The following is a 17,823-nucleotide window of genomic DNA, read 5'->3' on the forward strand; positions in this document are numbered from 1 at the left end:
ACCGATTCATCGGGGTCTCGAGGACCGCCGTCCAACGTAGCCGCGGGTGTCCGCGCGGACAAACGGCGGGCCTGCGGAAAGGCGCTCCACAACGATGCAGAGCCGGGCTATGGGCTGACGTCGGTGCTGGTCAGGGCGGGTTTCCGCACCGTTGCCCGATCGTTACCCGCCGATGCCCGCTTGCGCCCGGATGTTCGAGCGGCTCGCGCTGCGGGCGCATCGAGATCCCCCAGCGTCAGAAGACGAGTCTGCAGACCCACCCTGCTGATGACGGCGGGTCTCGATACGCCCCTGCGGGGCTACTCGACCAGCATGTACGGCAAGCGGACCTCTCATGCTGATCGAGTAGCCCGCGCAGCGGGCGTATCGAGATCCCCCGCCGTCAGTCCATCGTCTCGCCTGCCGGCCCCGACGGGGCCGCGACGCCGACGCCGCTGACCGGCTCGCCCTCCCAGGAGACGAGCGACCACTCCGAGCCCGAGCCCTCGAGGATCACGACGCCGGTGTTGTCGAGCAGGTGGTCGGCGATGAAGTCCGCGTCGAGGTCGAGCGAGCGCATCCCGGCCCAGCAGCGGATCGCGGCGCCGTGGCTGACCAGCGCGACGACGTCGTGGCCGGTCGCCTCCGCCTCCGCCACCACCGCGTCGTAGCGGGCGGCGAACTCGTCGCCGGTCTCGCCGCCCGCCAGCCGCAGCGAGGTCTCGCCACCCGCCCAGCGGAACACCGTGCCCATGTACTCCTCGACCGCGGCCTCGTCGCCCCGCATCTCCAGGCCTGCGGCCGCGATCTCGCGGATGCCCGCGCGCTCGACCGGCTCGAGCCCGAGCGCGGCGGCCAGGGGCGCGGCCGTCTCGTGCGTGCGCCGCATGGTCGAGACGAAGAGCGCGCCGATCGGCTCGTCGGCGAGCGTCGTCGGCAGCGCCGCGGCCTGGCTGCGGCCGAGCTCGGTGAGCCCGGGTCCGGGGATGCGGGTGTCGAGGATGCCGTCGACGTTGGAGGGGGTCTGGCCGTGGCGGATCAGGAGGAGGCGCATCCGTCCACGCTACCGGCGGCCGCCGACACGGCTGCCGAGCAGGCGGCCGTCTCCGTCGTTGCCGCGATCGCCGCCGACTGCCACGATGAGCCCGGACGGACCGCCCGGGCCCGCGCGAAGGAGACTCCCATGGCTGACGGCTTCACGAAAGAGGAGCGCGCCGCGATGAAGCAGCGCGCCGCCGAGCTGCGCGAGGAGGCGAAGCGCCAGAAGAGCGCCGACAAGACCGCCGCGGAGAAGGCCGACGCGGAGGCGGCGATCGCCGCGATGACGGACGTCGAGCGTCCGATCGCGCAGATGCTGCACGAGGTCGTGGCCGCCGAGGCCCCCGAGCTGCTGCCGAAGACCTGGTACGGCTTCCCCGCCTACGCGCGCGCCGACGGCAAGGCGATCGTCTTCTTCCAGCCGGGCGCGAAGTTCGGCACCCGCTACTCGACCCTCGGCTTCCAGGACGGCGCGCGGCTCGACGACGGCTCGATCTGGCCGACGGCCTACGCGCTCACCGCGGCCGACGACGCGACCCGCGCCACGGTCGCCGAGCTCGTGCGCCGCGCGGCCGGCGTCGCCTGACGGCTCCTGCTGATCGAGCAGCCCGCGGAGCGGGCGTATCGAGATCCACCACCGTCTGCACCTGAGTCTGCAGACCCGCCCTGCTGGTGACGGCGGGTCTCGATACGCCCCTGGCGGGGCTACTCGACCAGCATGACGCGGCGCAGCGGCGTCCCTTTCGCTCACCACCGAGACGCGAAGCGGCTTCGCCGCTCGATACGCCGTCCTGCGGACGGCTGCTCGACCAGCATGTTCCGACCGGCGCGGTCCTGTCCGCGACCGGCAGGCGTCGCCGCTTCAGCGCAGCAGCACCGGCCCCGCGTCGACCGCGAGGCGGAACAGCGAGTACGGGTAGGTCCGCAGGTCCGTCCCGCCCTGGTAGTCGGCCTGCCGGTGCAGCTGGTTGGCGGTGACGTAGAGGTGCCCGTCGGTCGCGAGCGACATCGTGTCGGGCCAGAGCAGGCGCCCGTCGTGCACGAGGGTCTCGATGGTGCCGTCGGTGCGGCGGCGCACGATCGCGTTGTTCTCGTAGCTCGTCGCGTAGAAGCGCCCCCGGTCGTCCGTCTCGAGTCCGTCCGCCCCGCCGCCCTTGTCGCCCTCGTCGACGACCGTCGCGGCGACGTCCTCGTCGGAGACGCCGCGGTCGACGAGCGCGTCGGTCGCCACGCTGTACCAGCGCCGCGAGGCGAGCGGGCAGTACCAGAGCCGCTCGCCGTCGGCCGAGATCGCGATGCCGTCCGCGCCCATCGTCACGGGCTCGGGGTCACCGTCGGCCGGCCGCTTCATCAGCACCCGCCCCTCGGCCATCGGCACGAGCTCGGGCGGCGTCAGTGCCTTGGTGCTGGGGTGCTCGTGCAGGCGGCGCCAGGCAGTGCCGGACTCGAGATCCACGACGATGATCCCGTTCGGCCCCGAATCGGCGGAGTCGGTGATGTAGGCGATCCCGCGCCGCAGATCGAAGCGGATGTCGTTCAGGTAGGTCGTCGGCAGCGCGACGTCCGGCTCGAGGACGATCACCTTCTCGACCGTGTCCGTCGCCAGGTCGACGCAGACGAGCTTCGGCCCGCCGCGCTTCGTCGGCTGGAACAGCGGGCTGCCCGTGTCCAGGATCCACAGCCGGTCGGCCGGATCGACCACGATGCTCTGCACCGAGACCAGCGCCTCCGCGTCGTCGTCTCCGTCGGGCGAGTTCCACGCCTCGTCCGGGAACGGCACCGCGACGCCGTCCCGCAGCTCCACGACCGTCGCCGGCACCTCGTCGCCCCACTTCGGGAAGTTCACGAAGATCCGGCCGGTGTGCGACACGCTCACACCCGTCGGCATCGGGCCCTCGGTGAACTCGTGCACGAGCTCCAGCTCGCCCAGTGGCTCGTCGACCGGGCGCGGCCTGCGCGAGTCGTCGTCGTCCTGTCCCCAGAAGCCCATCGGTCGTCCTCTCGTCGGTGCCCGCGGTGACGCGGAGCGGTGCTGATGGGGCGAGCCGTCGCGCCGGTCGAGGGCCGGTGCGCGTCCCGCCTGCCCCTCCATCGTCGGTCCGCCCCCGCTCCGCTGGCGAGGTGCTGGCCATTCCGCTGCCGAGCGCCTACCCTCCCGCCCACCGCCGCTCCCCGCCCCGCCGCTCCCCCGCCCACCTCCGCTCCCCCGCCCACCTCCGCTCCCCCGCCCACCGCCGGCACGCGGAAACAACTCCGGCACGCGAGCACTCCGCAGACTCGCGAGCCCGACCCCGATCGACGAGCCGAAGCTCCGGCCCGTCACTTCCGGCACGCGGAGACACCTCCGGCACGCAGGTTCCTCGCGATTCCGCGAGCCTGACTCCGTTCCGCGAGCCGGACCTCCGGCACGTCACTTCCGGCACGCGGAAGCACCTCCGGCACGCAGGATCCGCGCGATTCCGCGAGCCTGACTCCGTTCCGCGAGCCGGACCTCCGGGCCGCCGCCTCCGGCACGCAGAAGAACCTCCGGCACGCCGAAACGCTGCGAAACGACGAGCCCGAGGCCGTTCCGCGAGCCGAAGCTCCGACCCGCACACCTCCGGCACGCGAGAACACCCCCGGCACGCCGAACTCCCGCGATTCCGCGAGCCGGACGGCGTTCCGCGAGCCGGAGGTCGCCCCGGCGCACGCCGCGCTCGGCGCCGCAGAACGACGGGCCCCGCGCTCCCCCGCGGCCGAACCGCCGCCCTAGACTCGGCACGCGGTCCTGTCCGCAGCTTCACCGATGGAGGTGCACGGTCGTCACCGCGTCCGGCTCGCTGCCCGCCTGGGCGGGGTCGCTCGCCGCGCGCCGCTGGCGGAGCCACTCGCGGCTCTTCGCGCTCGTCCTCGCCGTCGCGGTCCTCGCCGGCTCCGTGCTCTGCGGCGCGCTCCTGCTCGTCCGCTCCTCCGAGCAGGCCGGCGTCAGCGGAGCGCTGACCTCTCTCGGCTCGGAGCGGGTCGACGTCACCGTGCGCGTCCTCGGCCCGGGCGGCACCGTCGCGGATGCGCGGGCGGCCGCCGACACCGCGACCCGGGAGGCCTACGGTGGCGGCGTCGCCTGGACGAGCAACGGCTGGGCGAGCTCCGAGTGGGCGACGACCGCGGAGGGCGTCTACTCCTACCTCGTCGAGCTCGACGACCCGGCCACCGACGCCGTCCTCACCGCGGGCGCCTGGCCGACGGCCGCCCCCGGCGTCGCCCTTCCCGAGATCGCCGCCCGCTCCCTGGGACTCGCCGTCGGCGACACGATCACCCTCGGCGACGAAGCCCCCCTCCGGATCGACGGCCTCTACTCCGCGTCGCGCGACTCCGCGACGTACTGGGAGAACGACCCGCTGCTCGCGCAGGGCGACGCGCAGGACTTCCCCGAGCCGAACCGCTCCTTCTACAACCCCGTCCACGCCGTCGGTCCGCTGATCACCGCACCGGGCGGACTGGACGCCTCCGGCCTCGTCGCCGCCCAGCTGGAGGCGGTCGAGAGCCCGGAGTTCCCGAGCACCGGAGTCGAGGGCCTCGCCGAGCTGCGCGCCGCCGCCGGGGACGCGGACCTCGAGATCGCCCGCGCCGTCCCGCATCAGAACGGCTCGCTGTTCGTCGACACCGAGCTGCCCGCCGCCCTCGACGACGTGGCCGACGGCCTCGCCGGCTCCCGCGCCGCGGCCCTGGTCGTCGCGCTGCTGCTGGCCGTCGTGCTGATCGTCTGCGCCCGCGCCGTCACCGGGCTGCTCGCCGAGGCGCGCCGCGAGGAGATCGAGCGGCTGCGCGAGCGCGGCGCGACGCCCCTGCAGCGGATCGGCGCGGTGGCCGTCGACGGCCTCGCGGTCGCCGGGGTGATCGCCGCGCTCAGCCCGTGGGGCGGTGTCCTGCTGCACGCGCTGGTCGTCTCCGCGCCGCCGCTCGACGCCGCGGGCCTCCCCCGCTGGGTGCTGCCGGACGCCGCCGCCCTGCTCTGCGCCGCCGCGGTGGCGCTCGTCGTCGGCGTCCTCGTCGCCCTGCCGCCCGCGCCGGCCGCAGGCGAGGGCCCGCTCGCCGCGGCCGGCCAGACGATCCTCGTCGTCGTCGCGGCCGTGCTGGTCTGGCGCGCGGCGACCGGCGGCACCGAGCGCGGCGACCTCCTGCTCACTCTCACCCCCGCGCTGCTGCTCGGCGCGATCGCCGTGGTCGGCGCGCGGCTGGCGGAGCTGTGCGCGCGGCCGGTCGCAGCCGTCGCCGTCCGCTCCCGCGGCGCCGTCGCTCCGCTGGCCGGCTGGTTCGCCGCACGCGGGAGCGGCCGCTCGACCGGCATCGTGCTCGTCGCGCTCACCGTCGGCGCCTCGGTCGTGGCGCTCGGTGCGAGCGCGACCTGGCAGCAGGGCGTCCGCGACGAGGCCGCGGTCGCCCTCGGCGCTCCCGCCCGGTCGTCGGTCTCGGCCGACGGCGCGCCCGTGCTCCGCCGGCAGAGCCTGGTGGCGAAGGAGGCCCCGCCCGGTCTCGGGAGCGAGGGACCCGGCGCGGCGGCGCAGATCCTCGCCCTCGACGCCCGCGCCCGGCAGCTGCTCGGCGCGGGATCGGGTCCGGTCCCCCACGCGGGCGGCGCCGACATCGCCGGGGAGCTGCGCGTCGAGGACCGCGTCGACACCGGCCCCGCCCTGCCCGCCGGGACCACCGGGCTCCAGCTGCTCGCCGCCCTCGACGCGCCGGAGGGGCTCGAGGTGCAGGTGTCGGCCGCCGTGGAGGACGAGCGCGGGCGGATCGACATCCTGCCGCTCGGCGCGCTGACCTCGCCGACCGAGCCGGTGCCGCTGGCCACCGCGGAGGGAGCGATCGACCCGGCCGCGTCGCTCCGCCTCGTCGCCCTCACCGCGACACTGCGCGACGTCGAGACGGACACCTTCGTCACCGTCGACGTCTGGCTCGAGTCGCTCGCCACGCTGTCCGCGGGCTCGGACACGCCTGTCCCGCTCGCGCTGACCGACGCCGCCGAGTGGGCCGGCTCGCGCCAGGACACCGGCCGCCGACCGCCCGAGGTCGCGGTCACCGCGACCGGGGTGCGCCTCTCGATCCTGACCCAGCTCTCCTCCGCGCCGACCACCTACGGCGCCGTCGGCTGGGACCCGGAGGAGCCGGTCGGCGCTGTCCTGCCCGAGGCGCTCGCCGACGACCTCGACGTCCTGGCGGGGGCCGCGGTCACCGCTTTCGTCGCGGGCACCCCGGTCTCGCTGCGCATGGTCGGCGACACTCCGGAGGTGCCGGGAGCCGCGACCTCCGACGACCTGGCGTCGCTCGCGGCCGGGCTGCCGTCCAGCCCGCGATCCGACTCGACGATCGTGGTCGACGGCCGCGCGCTCGCGCACCGACTGGTGCAGGCCGACGCCTTCGGCAGCCTGGTGGACGAGTACTGGTCGGCACAGGCGCCGGACGCGGCGGGCGCGACCACCGCGGACGAGCCCGAGACCGTCACCGCCGCCGACCTCGCCCGCCTGATGCAGGAGGCGCCGCTGCGCGCCGAGATCCCCGCCGCCTCCGCGGTCGTCGTCTGGGCGAGCCTGCTGCTCGCGCTCGCTGGCTTCTCGGCCCGGGCCGCCGCGGTCGCCCGCGCGCGACGCCTCGAGGCGGCGCAGCTGCGGGCGATCGGGCTCTCCCGGCGCGAGATGCTCGCCGTCCTCTCGGCCGACACCGCCGCGACCGCGCTGGCCGGCGTGCTCGTGGGCCTCGCGGGCGGCTGGGCCGTGCTGGCGCTCACCGGCAGCCGCCTCGCCGCGGGCGCGAGCGGCCGCCCGGTCGAGCTGGTGGTGCCGTGGCAGGCCGTCTCGCTCCTGCCGCTGGCCCTGCTGCTCGCCCTCGCCGCCGTCTCGGCGGCCCTCGCCCTCGCCCAGCGGCGCCTGCCGCTGTCCGAGCTGCTCCGGCAGGGGGCGGACGGATGACCGCGTCCGGGCGCCCGAGCGCCGCCGCCCGCCCGGCGCAGGCCACCGCCGCCCCCTCCCCAGCCCGCCGCACCGACGGCCTCCGCGCCGTCGGCGCCGCCGCCTTCCTGATCGTCCGCCGCGCCCGCCGCGACCTCGTCGCCCTGCTCGGAATCCTCGTGCTCACGGCCCTGACCGCAGCCCTCGCCGTCGCCGTGCCGCACCAGCTGCGCACCACCCTCGACGCCGCCGCGGTCGAGGCGGTCAGCGCAGCCGGGAGCGACGCCGACCTCCGCCTCCTGAGCACCGTCGCCGACGTCTCCGGCTACGACACCACCACCTCCGAGCGCCTGCTCGCCCTCGCCGACGAGCTCCCCGAGCGCCTGCCCGCGCCGCTCCTCGACGTCGTCCGGAGCATCGACACCGCGATCCTCGGTCCGGAGGAGCCCGCGCGGATCCCCGCGGGCGACGCCGTCGTCCGCGTCGGCGTCCTCGATCCGGCGGCCAGCGACGGCGTCCGGCTGGTCGCCGGCGAGCTGCCCGCTGCGGAGGACCCGGGCGACCCCGCCCTGGTCGTCGTCTCCTCGGCGAGCGCCGCCGCCGCCGGGCTCTCGGTGGGCGACGCGATCGAGGGCGCCTCCCGCGGCGGCGGCCCCTCGCTCCGCATCACCGGCGTCGTCGAGCCCGTCGACCCCTCCGCCGCTGCCTGGACCGACCTGCCCGGCCTCTGGCAGCCCGGCACCTCCGGCACGAGCGGGGGCGAGCCGCAGCCCGTCGTCGTCGCGCTCACGAGTCCCGTCGTCTTCGACCGGATCGGCCTGCGCCTGCAGGAGCCGGCCGTCGGCACGATCCGCGTGAGCGTCGATCCCGCGCGCTTCGACCTGGCGCGGACCGAGACCGTGCGCCGCGAGATCGACGCGCTCGAGACCTCGACCTCGACGCTCACCGAGGGCGCTCCGCTGAGCGTCGCCGCGGAATCCGGCTACGAGGAGGCCCTCGCCGCCCTCCCTCCCGCCGCCGCGGCCGCCACCGCGCAGCTGTCCACCCTCGCCGCCGGGCTGCTCGGCGTCGCGGTGCTGGTCACCGGTCTCGCCGGCACCGCGCTCGCCCGGCGGCGGCGGCCCGAGATCGCGCTGCTGCGCTCGCACGGCGCCTCCCTCGGCCTGCTCGGGAGCCACGCGGGCCTCGAGGCGCTGATCGTCACCACTCTCGGCACCGCGCTCGGGCTCGCGACCGCCGCCGCCCTCGGTGCCCCGCCGGAGTCGCCGGGCCTGCTGATCGCCGTCGCCGCCGTCCTCGTCGCCGCGCCCGTCGTCGCGGTGCTGCGTCCGCTGCTCCGCCCGCCGCGCCGGGCTCGCGTCCTGCGCCTCGCCGGGGCCGGCCTCCTCCTGGCACTGGCCGTCGCCGCGGTCGCTGCGCTGCGCGGCGGGGCGCGAGCGAGCGGCACCGGCCTCGACCCGCTCGCCCTCGTCGCCCCCGTGCTCTGCGCGGCGGTGATCGCGCTGGCGCTGGCGCCGCTGCCGACTGCCCTGCTCGCCCCGCTGCGCCGCGCGGCCGCGGGCACACGCGGACCCGGTCCGCTGCTCGCCGGTGCAGGCGCCCAGGAGGGCCGCTCGGTGCTCACCCTCGCGACCCTCGTGCTCGCCGCGAGCGCCGCCCTCACCTCCCTGGTGATGCTGCAGACGGTCGCGGCGGGTCAGGAGGCCCTGTCCTGGCGCACCGTCGGGGCGGACGTCCGGGTCGACGACGCCGCCGACGGCCCCGCGCTGGCCGCGACCCTCGCCGCCGGCGGAGCGGTCACCGCCGCGGTCGGTGTGCTCGACGCGGTCGAGGTCCGCAGCCCCACCGCCGCCCTCAGCGCGACCGTGCTCAGCGTCGACGACGACTACGCCGACCTGCTCGCCGCGCTGCCCGACGACCAGCCGCAGCACGCCTCCGCCGAGGCCGTCCGCGCCCTGGTCGCCACCGGCCCCGCCGAACCGGTGCCCGTCCTGGCCGACGCGCGGCTGACCGCCTCTCTCGGCACCGAGCCGTTCGGCCTGGTGGTGGACGACGTGCTGCTGCGCGCCGTGGTCACCGGCGAGCCGATGACACGCCCGGACTGGATCGACAGGTCCGTCCTCGTGGTCGATCGCGAGGCGCTGACCGCCGCCGTCACCGCCGCGGGCGGCGACTCCCCCGCACCGCCCGGCGCGGTCCTCGCCGTCGGCGACGTCGATCGCACGACCCTTCCGAATGGCACGATCGTCCGCCCCGAGGTGCTGGAACGGCAGCGTGATTCCGCCCTCGTCGCCGGCGTCGCGGACGCGACCGGGCTCTCTCTCCTGGCCACCGCCGCGCTCGCCGTCCTCGCCCTCCTGGTCACGACGGTCCTCGGCGCACGCCGGCGCGGCGGGACCCTCGCCCTGCTCAGCGCGCTCGGCGTCCCCGGTCGCGCGCGGCTCGTCCTGGCGGCCGGCGAGCTGGTCCCGGCGGTGCTGAGCGGAGTGGTCGGCGGAGCGATCGCCGCGGCCGTCGTCCTCGCCGCGGCCTGGCCGGCCTTCGGCGTGGAGACCCTCGTCGGCGGCGACGCGGCCCTCTCGATCCCCTGGCCGCTGCCCCTCGGCCTGCTCGGCGCGGCCGCCGCGGCCCTCGCGCTCGCCCTCGCGGTCGACGCCCCGCTCTCGCGCCGCGTGCGCACAGCCGACATCCTGAGATCCGGAGAGGAATCATGAGCACCAGCAGCGCAGGAAGGACGCCGAGAGCGGACCTCCCCGGTGGCGCACCCGGATCAGCAGCTGCCGGCGCGCCCGGCCCCACCAGCACTCTGCTCCAGACGCGCACCGGCGAGTTCGGCGGCGAGGCGCTGATCGTCTGCGACGCCCTCGTCCGCGTCTTCCGGGCCGGCGGCGTCGAGGTGCAGGCGCTGCAGGGCCTCGACCTCCTCGTCGGCGCGGGCGAGGTGCTGGCGATCGTCGGTGCGTCCGGCTCCGGCAAGTCGACCCTGCTCGGCATCCTCTCCGGACTCGACGCTCCCACCGCCGGCCGCGCCCGCCTCGACGGCCACGACCTCTCCGCCCTCCGCGGCGCCGAGCTGGTCCGCTACCGCCGCTCGAGCGTCGGCTTCGTCCGCCAGCAGTCCGCGAAGAACCTGCTGCCCGCGCTCACCGCCGCCGAGAACGTCGCCCTGCCGCTCGCCCTGGCGGGGCGCGGCCGGCGCGAGCGGGCGGCGAAGGCCCACGAGCTGCTCGGGATGCTCGGCCTGGCCGAAAAGGCCGACCGCCGGCCGGCCGCGCTCTCCGGCGGCGAGCAGCAGCGCGTCTCGATCGCCGTCGCCCTGGCAGGCTCGCCCCGCGTCCTGCTCGCGGACGAGCCGACCGGCCAGCTCGACGCCCGCACCGGCGACGAGGTCTTCGCCGCCCTCCGCGCGGTGAACGAGTCGCTCGGCTGCACGATCCTGATCGTCACCCACGACCCCACCGTCGCCGGCCAGGTGCAGCGCGCGGTCGCCATCCGCGACGGCCGGATCTCCTCCGAGACCCTCCGCCGCGACGAGCTCGACGCGAGCGGCGGCACCACGACCTCGGAGGAGGAGTTCGCCGTCCTCGACCGGGTCGGCCGGCTGCAGCTGCCCGCCGAGTACCGCGACGCGCTGAGGCTCGAGGACCGGGTGCGGCTGACGCTCGAGGGCGACCACGTGGGCGTCTGGCCCGAGCACCGCGGACCGGACGCGGACACCGAGGAGCCCCCGCGATGACCGACGTGCTCGTGGTCGAGTCCCTCACCCGCACCTTCCGCACCCCGGCCGGCGACGTGACGGCCCTCCGCGACGTCTCCTTCCGGATCCCGCGCGGCCAGATCGTCGCGCTCTCCGGCCGCTCCGGCTCCGGCAAGACGACGCTGCTCAACTGCATCAGCGGCCTCGACGTGCCCACCTCCGGCACCGTCCTGCTCGACGGCGAGCCGGTCACCGGCCTCGACGAGGCGGCCCGCACACGCCTGCGCCGCGACTCCCTGGCCTTCGTCTTCCAGACCTTCGGACTCCTGCCGCACCTGACGATCGCCGAGAACGTCGGCCTCCCGCTGCGCCTGCGCCGCGAGGAGCCGGCCCGCCGGGACGAGCGCGTCGCCCACCTCCTCGACCTGGTCGGGCTCGCCGGCCGCGGCCGCTCCCGGCCGGGCGAGCTCTCGGGAGGCCAGCAGCAGCGCGTCGCGATCGCCCGCGCCCTCGCCGCCTCGCCCCGGCTCCTGATCGCGGACGAGCCGACCGGCCAGCTCGACGCGGCGACCGGCGCAGCGATCATGGACCTCATCCGCGCGGTCGTGCACGCCGAGTCGGCGACCGCCCTGATCGCCACCCACGACGCCTCCGTCCAGGCCTCGGCCGACCGCGTCCTGCGCATCAGCGAGGGCGCGCTCGCCACCCGCGGCCGCCACGCCGCGCCCGGCACCAGCCCGGACGACGCGCCGACCCCGCCCGTCTGAGCCTCCGTCCGCCCCACCTCCGGCACGCGGAACCACCCCCGGCACGCCGGAACGCCGCGATCCGACGAGCCCGACTCCGTTCCGCGAGCCGAACCTCCGCCCGCCCCACCTCCGGCACGCGAAACCACCCCCGGCACGCCGGAACCCCGCGATCCCGCGAGCCCGACCCCATCCCACAAGCCGAACCTCCGCCCGCCCCACCTCCGGCACGCGGAACCACCCCCGGCGCGCGGATACTCCGCGATCCGACGAGCCCGACTCCGTTCGACGAGCCGAACCTCCGCCCGCCCCACCTCCGGCACGCGGAACCACCCCCGGCACGCCGGAACGCCGCGATCCCGCGAGCCCGACCCCATCCCGCGAGCCGAACCTCCGTCGCCCCGACCTCCGGCACGCGGAACCACCCCCGGCACGCCGGAACCCCGCGATCCGACGTGCCCGCCCCCGCTCCACGAGCCGGAGCCCCGAGCACCCCCGCGTCCCCCTGAGAGGGGTTCCGCCCCGCGGGAGACGTAAGGTGTGCTCACACGCGCCCGCGGACGGGCGGGCCCCGCATCGCAGCGGCACCCGCGTCCCTGCGACGAAGCGCCGCCCGATCACAGGAAGCCACGGTGCCCGATGCCGGAAGACAAGCCCGCGCCGCGGGCCCCGAGCATCTACGACGTCGCCCGCGCCGCCGGAGTGTCGCACCAGACCGTCTCACGCGTGCTCAACGACCACCCGAGCCTGCGCGCCGAGACCAAGAAGCGCGTGCTCGGCGTGATGGCCGAGCTCGACTACCGCCCCAACCTCGCCGCCCGCGCGCTGGTCACCAGCCGCACCCGCACCATCGGCGTGCTCTCCTCGCAGAGCCTCCAGTTCGGCCCCGCGTCGAGCATCCAGGCCATCGAGGTCGCCGCCCGCGACGCCGGCTACCTCGTCGTCACGGCCAACGTCGACGGCACCGACGGCGATTCCATCCAGGCCGGGATCCGGCACCTGCTCAACCAGGCGGTCGAGGGTCTCGTGGTCATCGCCCCGCAGATCCGCGTCTTCGACATCCTCTCCGGCGTCGCCCTGCGGATCCCGAACGTCACCCTGCAGACCACCGACGCCGAGCGCGGCGACGCGCTCTACGTCGACCAGATGGCCGGCGCGCGGATGGCGACCGCGCACCTGATCGAGCTCGGCCACACCGAGATCGTGCACCTGTCCGGTCCGCAGGACTGGATCGAGGCCGAGGCCAGGATGCGCGGGTACCTCGTCGAGCTCGGCGACCGGAACCTGCCGCTGCGCCCGCCGATCCTCGGCGACTGGAGCGCCGAGCGCGGCCACCACGTCGGGCTCGAGCTCAGCCGCCTCCTCGACGTCACCGCGGTCTTCGCCGCCAACGACCAGATGGCGCTGGGCGTGATGAGCGCGTTCCACGAGCGCGGGATCCGCGTCCCGGAGGACGTCAGCGTCATCGGCTTCGACGACATCCCCGAGGCCGCCTACTACTGGCCGCCGCTGACGAGCGTGCGGCAGGACTTCGCCGAGCTCGGCCGCCGCTGCGTGGCCACGCTGCTGAGCTTGATCGAGGGCGAGCGCCCCGAGGCGTCGCCGCCGATCGACCCGCAGCTGATGGTCCGCGGCTCGACCGCGGTTCCCCGGTCGCTCGCGACCGCCGCGCGCGCGGCGCACCGATGATTCGCGCCGTTATCGAGTCGAGACATCCGTGGTGGCACGATTGCCGCCAGCGGGTCTAGCATCACTCCATGTGATCGCTCACATGAGCGTCCCGCCGCCGCTGGCACCCCGCGGCAGCCCAGCACCCGCTGCATTCAATGACGAAGGAATCACAGTGACCACAATGAAGCGCGCACTCATCGCCGGCCTCGCCGGTGGCGCGATGATCCTCTCCCTCGCCGCCTGCTCGAGCGGCTCCGGCGACTCGGGCTCCGGCTCGGGCGACGGCGGCCTCGTCGGCGTCGCGATGCCGACCAAGTCCTCCGAGCGCTGGATCGCCGACGGCAACAACGTCAAGTCGCAGCTCGAGGAGGCCGGCTACCAGGTCGACCTGCAGTACGCCGAGGACGACATCCCCACCCAGGTCTCGCAGCTCGAGAACATGATCACCAAGGGCGCCAAGGCCCTGATCGTCGCCTCGATCGACGGCACCACCCTCACCAGCGTGCTGGAGGAGGCCAAGGCCAACGACATCCCCGTCATCGCCTACGACCGCCTCATCCGCGACTCGCCGAACGTCGACTACTACGCCACGTTCGACAACTACAAGGTCGGCGTCCAGCAGGCCACCTCGCTCCTCGCGGGCCTCGGCCTGACCGACCTCGAGGGCACCGCCGCGGCGAGCGCCCCGGCCGGCCCCTTCAACATCGAGCTCTTCGCCGGCAGCCCCGACGACAACAACGCCACGTTCTTCTTCAACGGCGCGATGGACACCCTCAAGCCGTTCATCGACGCGGGCACCCTCGTCGTGAAGTCGGGCGAGACCGAGTTCAACACCGTCGCCACGCTGCGCTGGGACCCCGAGGTCGCCCAGAGCCGCATGGAGGACATCATCACCAAGACGTACTCCGACGGCTCGAAGATCCAGGGCGTCCTCTCGCCCTACGACGGCCTCAGCCGCGGCATCATCTCCGCGCTGACGGACGCCGGCTACACCGTGGGCACCGACTTCCCGATCATCACCGGTCAGGACGCCGAGCTCGACTCCGTCAAGGCGATCATCTCGGGTGAGCAGTACGCGACCATCTACAAGGACACCCGCGAGCTCGCCAAGGAGGCCGTGCTGATGGCGCAGGCCGTCCTCGAGGGCACCGAGCCCGAGGTCAACGACACCGAGACCTACGACAACGGCGAGAAGGTCGTCCCGTCCTTCCTGCTCGAGCCGGTCATCGTCACCAAGGACCAGATCCAGTCGGTCCTCGTCGACGGCGGCTACTACACCGACGCCGAGGTCAACGGCTAAGCGCCACCTCCACTGAAGTCAGCACTACCCCGGGAGGGCGCCCATCGGGCGCCCTCCCCCACTACGAAGGAAGGGAGGCACGCGTGACCACGAACATCCTCGAGATGCGCGGCATCACCAAGACGTTCCCGGGCGTGAAGGCGCTCCAGGACGTCACGCTGAACGCCGAGCGCGGCGAAGTCCACGCGATCTGCGGAGAGAACGGCGCCGGCAAGTCGACGCTGATGAAGGTGCTGTCGGGCGTGTACCCGCACGGCACGTACGAGGGCGACATCGTCTTCGAGGACGAGGTGATGCAGTTCGCCAGCATCCGCGACTCGGAGGCGAAGGGCATCGTCATCATCCACCAGGAGCTGGCCCTGAGCCCCTACCTCTCCATCGCGGAGAACATCTTCCTCGGCAACGAGGTCCGCGGCTTCGCCGGTCTGATCGACTGGAACAAGACCAACCAGGAGGCGGCCTCGCTGCTCGCCCGGGTCGGCCTGAAGGAGAACCCCACCACCAAGATCCAGGACATCGGAGTCGGCAAGCAGCAGCTCGTCGAGATCGCCAAGGCGCTCTCCAAGCGGGTCAAGCTGCTCATCCTCGACGAGCCCACCGCGGCGCTCAACGACGAGGACTCCGATCACCTGCTCGACCTGATCCTGCACCTCAAGGAGCAGGGCATCACCTCGCTGATCATCAGCCACAAGCTCAACGAGATCAAGAAGATCGCCGACACCGTCACGGTCATCCGGGACGGCAAGACGATCGAGACGATCGCGCACGACGACGTGACGGAAGACCGGATCATCAAGGACATGGTCGGCCGCGACCTCGACCACCGCTACCCGGACCACACGCCGCACATCGGCGAGGAGATCCTCCGCGTCGTCGACTGGACCGCGCACCACCCGCAGGACCCGACCCGCGTCATGGTCGACAAGGTGAACCTCACCGTGCACCGCGGCGAGATCGTCGGCATCGCGGGCCTGATGGGCGCCGGCCGCACCGAGTTCGCGATGAGCCTCTTCGGCCGCTCCTACGGCAGCCGCATCTCCGGCCAGGTCTTCAAGGCCGGCAAGGAGATCAAGATGCGCAACGTGTCGGAGGCGATCGCCCACGGCCTCGCCTACGCCACCGAGGACCGCAAGCACTACGGCCTGAACCTGATCGACGACATCAAGCGGAACATCTCGCTCGCGTCGCTGCCCAAGGTGTCCAGCGCCGGACTCGTCGACGACAACCGCGAGTTCGAGGTCGCCAACGAGTACCGCGGCAGCATGAACATCAAGTCGCCGACCGTGCTCGCCAAGACCGGGAAGCTCTCCGGCGGCAACCAGCAGAAGGTCGTCCTGTCGAAGTGGATCTACTCCGACCCGGACGTCCTGATCCTCGACGAGCCCACCCGCGGCATCGACGTGGGTGCGAAGTACGAGATCTACACCATCATCAACAAGCTCGCGGCGGAGGGTAAGGGGATCATCGTCATCTCCTCCGAGCTGCCCGAGCTGCTCGGCATCTGCGACCGCGTCTACGCGCTGTCGGAGGGCCGCATCACGGGCGAGCTGCCCATCGCCGAGGCCACGCCCGAGGCCGTCCTCACCCTCATGACCCAGGAGAAGCAACGATGACCGATCTGCAGAACACCCCGCCGACGGCGGCGGGAGCGCAGGTGAACCCCACCGAGAACGCGTTCACCAAGCGCCTCAGCCACGTGCTGGGCGACCTGGGCAAGAACGGCATCTTCATCGCCCTGATCGTGGTGGTGCTGCTGTTCCAGATCATGACCAACGGGATCCTCCTGCGTCCGCAGAACATCTCGAACCTGATCGTCCAGAACGGCTACATCCTCATCCTCGCCATCGGCATGGTGATGGTCATCGTGGCCGGGCACATCGACCTCTCGGTCGGCTCGATCGCCGCGTTCGTCGGCGCCATGTCCGGTGTCTTCGCCGTCAACATGGGCCTGCCGTGGTTCGTCTCGATCGTGCTCTCGCTGCTCATCGGAGCTCTGGTGGGCGCCTGGCAGGGCTTCTGGATCGCGTTCGTGGGGATACCCGCGTTCATCGTGACCCTGGCGGGCATGCTGATCTTCCGCGGCCTGGCGCTCGTCGTCCTCGGCAACGCGAACATCGGCTCCTTCCCGATCGAGTACCGCGCCCTGGGCAACGGCTTCCTCACCGACCTGTTCGGCGAGACCACCGGTCTCGACCCGCTGTCGCTCGGCGTCGGCGCGCTCGCGATCGTCGCGTTCACCGTGCAGTCGGTGCGCACCCGCCGCGGCCGCCAGAAGTACAACCAGGGTGTCGAGCCCGGCGCCTGGTTCGTCACCAAGCTCGTCCTCATCGCTGTCGTCGTCGCCGCGTTCGCCTTCGCGCTCTCGTCGTTCAAGGGCATCCCGGTGACCCTGATCGTCCTGGCCGTCCTCGTCCTCGTCTACGGCGTCGTGATGAACCGCTCGGTCTTCGGCCGCCACGTCTACGCCATCGGCGGCAACCTGCACGCCGCGGAGCTCTCGGGCATCAAGACGCGCAACGTCACCTTCTGGCTGTTCGTCAACATGGGCGTCCTCGCGGCGCTGGCCGGCCTCGTCTTCACCGCCCGCCTCAACCTGGCGGGCCCGAAGGCCGGCGACGGCTTCGAGCTCGAGGCCATCTCGGCCGCGTTCATCGGTGGCGCGGCCGTCCAGGGCGGCGTCGGCACCATCGGCGGCGCGATCCTCGGTGGTCTGATCATCGGCGTCCTGAACAACGGCATGTCGATCATGGGCATCGGCATCGAGTGGCAGCAGGCGGTCAAGGGCCTCGTGCTCCTGCTCGCGGTCGCCTTCGACGTCTACAACAAGCGCCGCTCCGGCGGACGCTAGCCGCTCCGGTCGTGGCCGACTGGTCGCGGTTCCTGCCGCTCAGCTCCGGAGCCTCGGTCGACGAGTCGGGGGTCAGCAACGACTGGCGCCCGCTCGTCGCGGATCGGCTCGACCGGCTCGCCGTCCTGGCCGCCTCCCCCTCCTTCGCGGAGGGCGGGGCGGCCAGTGCCGTCTCCACCCCTCTTCTCGGCGCCCTCGTCGTGCGGCTCTCCAGCAGCACGACGCAGCGGCTCGCCTCCCGCCTCGGCGCTCGCGAGGCCGCCGATCCCCCCGCCCCGGCAGCGCTGCCGGCGGCGCTCACCGCCCTCGCCACCGCCCGCCGCGCCGGCCGCGGTCCCTCCGGCGTCGCCGAGCTGGTCGAGGCGGTCCGGGTCGAGCTCGCCCTCGCCCCCGAGACCGTGCTCCCCGAGCGCGTGTCCGGCGCCGTCGCGCTCGACCGCTCCCTCCGCGCACCGCTGGCCATCCGTGCCGCGGCCCGCGGCAGCTCCCTCGTGCCGACGGACGCCTCCTGGTCGCTCGGGTCCGGCCCCGCCGTCCGCGCCCCGGCCGGCGAGATCCTGCGCTTCCTGCTCGACCTCGGCCCGTTCCCCACCTCGGCCGACTGAGAGGCGCGTCTCGCG

At 74.0% G+C, this 17,823-nt stretch carries 12 protein-coding genes; 10 read left to right on the forward strand and 2 right to left on the reverse strand.

The features are described from left to right. Window positions 1-382: 382 nt before the first annotated feature. Complete coding sequence (locus EDF36_RS15190; RefSeq protein WP_123733644.1) at window positions 383-1,033, reverse strand: histidine phosphatase family protein; 651 nt, start codon at window positions 1,031-1,033, stop codon at window positions 383-385. Window positions 1,034-1,162: 129 nt separating this feature from the next. On the opposite strand from EDF36_RS15190, the gene EDF36_RS15195 reads away from it, so the two are divergent. Further along, window positions 1,163-1,603, forward strand: a complete 441-nt coding sequence (locus tag EDF36_RS15195) for a hypothetical protein (RefSeq protein ID WP_123733740.1) — start codon at window positions 1,163-1,165, stop codon at window positions 1,601-1,603. A 276-nt stretch (window positions 1,604-1,879) separates the two neighbouring features. Here the strand turns inward: EDF36_RS15195 and EDF36_RS15200 are convergent, their stop codons facing one another. Then, window positions 1,880-3,007 carry an L-dopachrome tautomerase-related protein gene (locus EDF36_RS15200; protein ID WP_123733645.1) on the reverse strand — a complete coding sequence of 376 codons (1,128 nt, stop codon included), beginning with the start codon at window positions 3,005-3,007 and terminating at the stop codon, window positions 1,880-1,882. A gap of 925 nt (window positions 3,008-3,932) precedes the next feature. Between EDF36_RS15200 and EDF36_RS15205 the strand changes: the two genes are divergently transcribed. From EDF36_RS15205 to EDF36_RS15245, 9 genes are all read left to right on the forward strand, one after another. Next, window positions 3,933-6,962, forward strand: coding sequence for an ABC transporter permease (locus tag EDF36_RS15205; protein ID WP_123733646.1), 3,030 nt, complete (start codon window positions 3,933-3,935; stop codon window positions 6,960-6,962). Further along, window positions 6,959-9,655: a hypothetical protein gene (locus EDF36_RS15210; protein WP_123733647.1), complete on the forward strand. Its 2,697-nt coding sequence runs from the start codon at window positions 6,959-6,961 to the stop codon at window positions 9,653-9,655. The genes EDF36_RS15205 and EDF36_RS15210 overlap by 4 nt, the downstream gene beginning before the upstream one ends. Further along, window positions 9,652-10,677 carry an ABC transporter ATP-binding protein gene (locus EDF36_RS15215; RefSeq protein ID WP_123733648.1) on the forward strand — a complete coding sequence of 342 codons (1,026 nt, stop codon included), beginning with the start codon at window positions 9,652-9,654 and terminating at the stop codon, window positions 10,675-10,677. Before EDF36_RS15210 ends, EDF36_RS15215 begins: the two co-directional genes overlap by 4 nt. After that, window positions 10,674-11,405, forward strand: coding sequence for an ABC transporter ATP-binding protein (locus EDF36_RS15220; RefSeq protein WP_123733649.1), 732 nt, complete (start codon window positions 10,674-10,676; stop codon window positions 11,403-11,405). Before EDF36_RS15215 ends, EDF36_RS15220 begins: the two co-directional genes overlap by 4 nt. Before the next feature lie 618 nt (window positions 11,406-12,023). After that, window positions 12,024-13,073: a LacI family DNA-binding transcriptional regulator gene (locus EDF36_RS15225; protein WP_123733650.1), complete on the forward strand. Its 1,050-nt coding sequence runs from the start codon at window positions 12,024-12,026 to the stop codon at window positions 13,071-13,073. A gap of 163 nt (window positions 13,074-13,236) precedes the next feature. After that, window positions 13,237-14,355, forward strand: coding sequence for a multiple monosaccharide ABC transporter substrate-binding protein (chvE, locus tag EDF36_RS15230; protein ID WP_123733651.1), 1,119 nt, complete (start codon window positions 13,237-13,239; stop codon window positions 14,353-14,355). An 83-nt stretch (window positions 14,356-14,438) separates the two neighbouring features. After that, window positions 14,439-15,968 carry a multiple monosaccharide ABC transporter ATP-binding protein gene (gene mmsA, locus EDF36_RS15235; protein ID WP_123705243.1) on the forward strand — a complete coding sequence of 510 codons (1,530 nt, stop codon included), beginning with the start codon at window positions 14,439-14,441 and terminating at the stop codon, window positions 15,966-15,968. Beyond that, on the forward strand, window positions 15,965-17,203 hold the full coding sequence (gene mmsB, locus EDF36_RS15240; protein ID WP_123447756.1) for a multiple monosaccharide ABC transporter permease: 1,239 nt from the start codon (window positions 15,965-15,967) through the stop codon (window positions 17,201-17,203). Before mmsA ends, mmsB begins: the two co-directional genes overlap by 4 nt. Before the next feature lie 11 nt (window positions 17,204-17,214). Continuing rightward, window positions 17,215-17,808: a hypothetical protein gene (locus EDF36_RS15245; protein ID WP_123733652.1), complete on the forward strand. Its 594-nt coding sequence runs from the start codon at window positions 17,215-17,217 to the stop codon at window positions 17,806-17,808. Window positions 17,809-17,823 lie beyond the last annotated feature (15 nt).

Origin of the sequence: Rathayibacter sp. PhB152, assembly GCF_003751395.1 — a bacterium.
GTDB lineage: Bacteria > Actinomycetota > Actinomycetes > Actinomycetales > Microbacteriaceae > Rathayibacter > Rathayibacter festucae.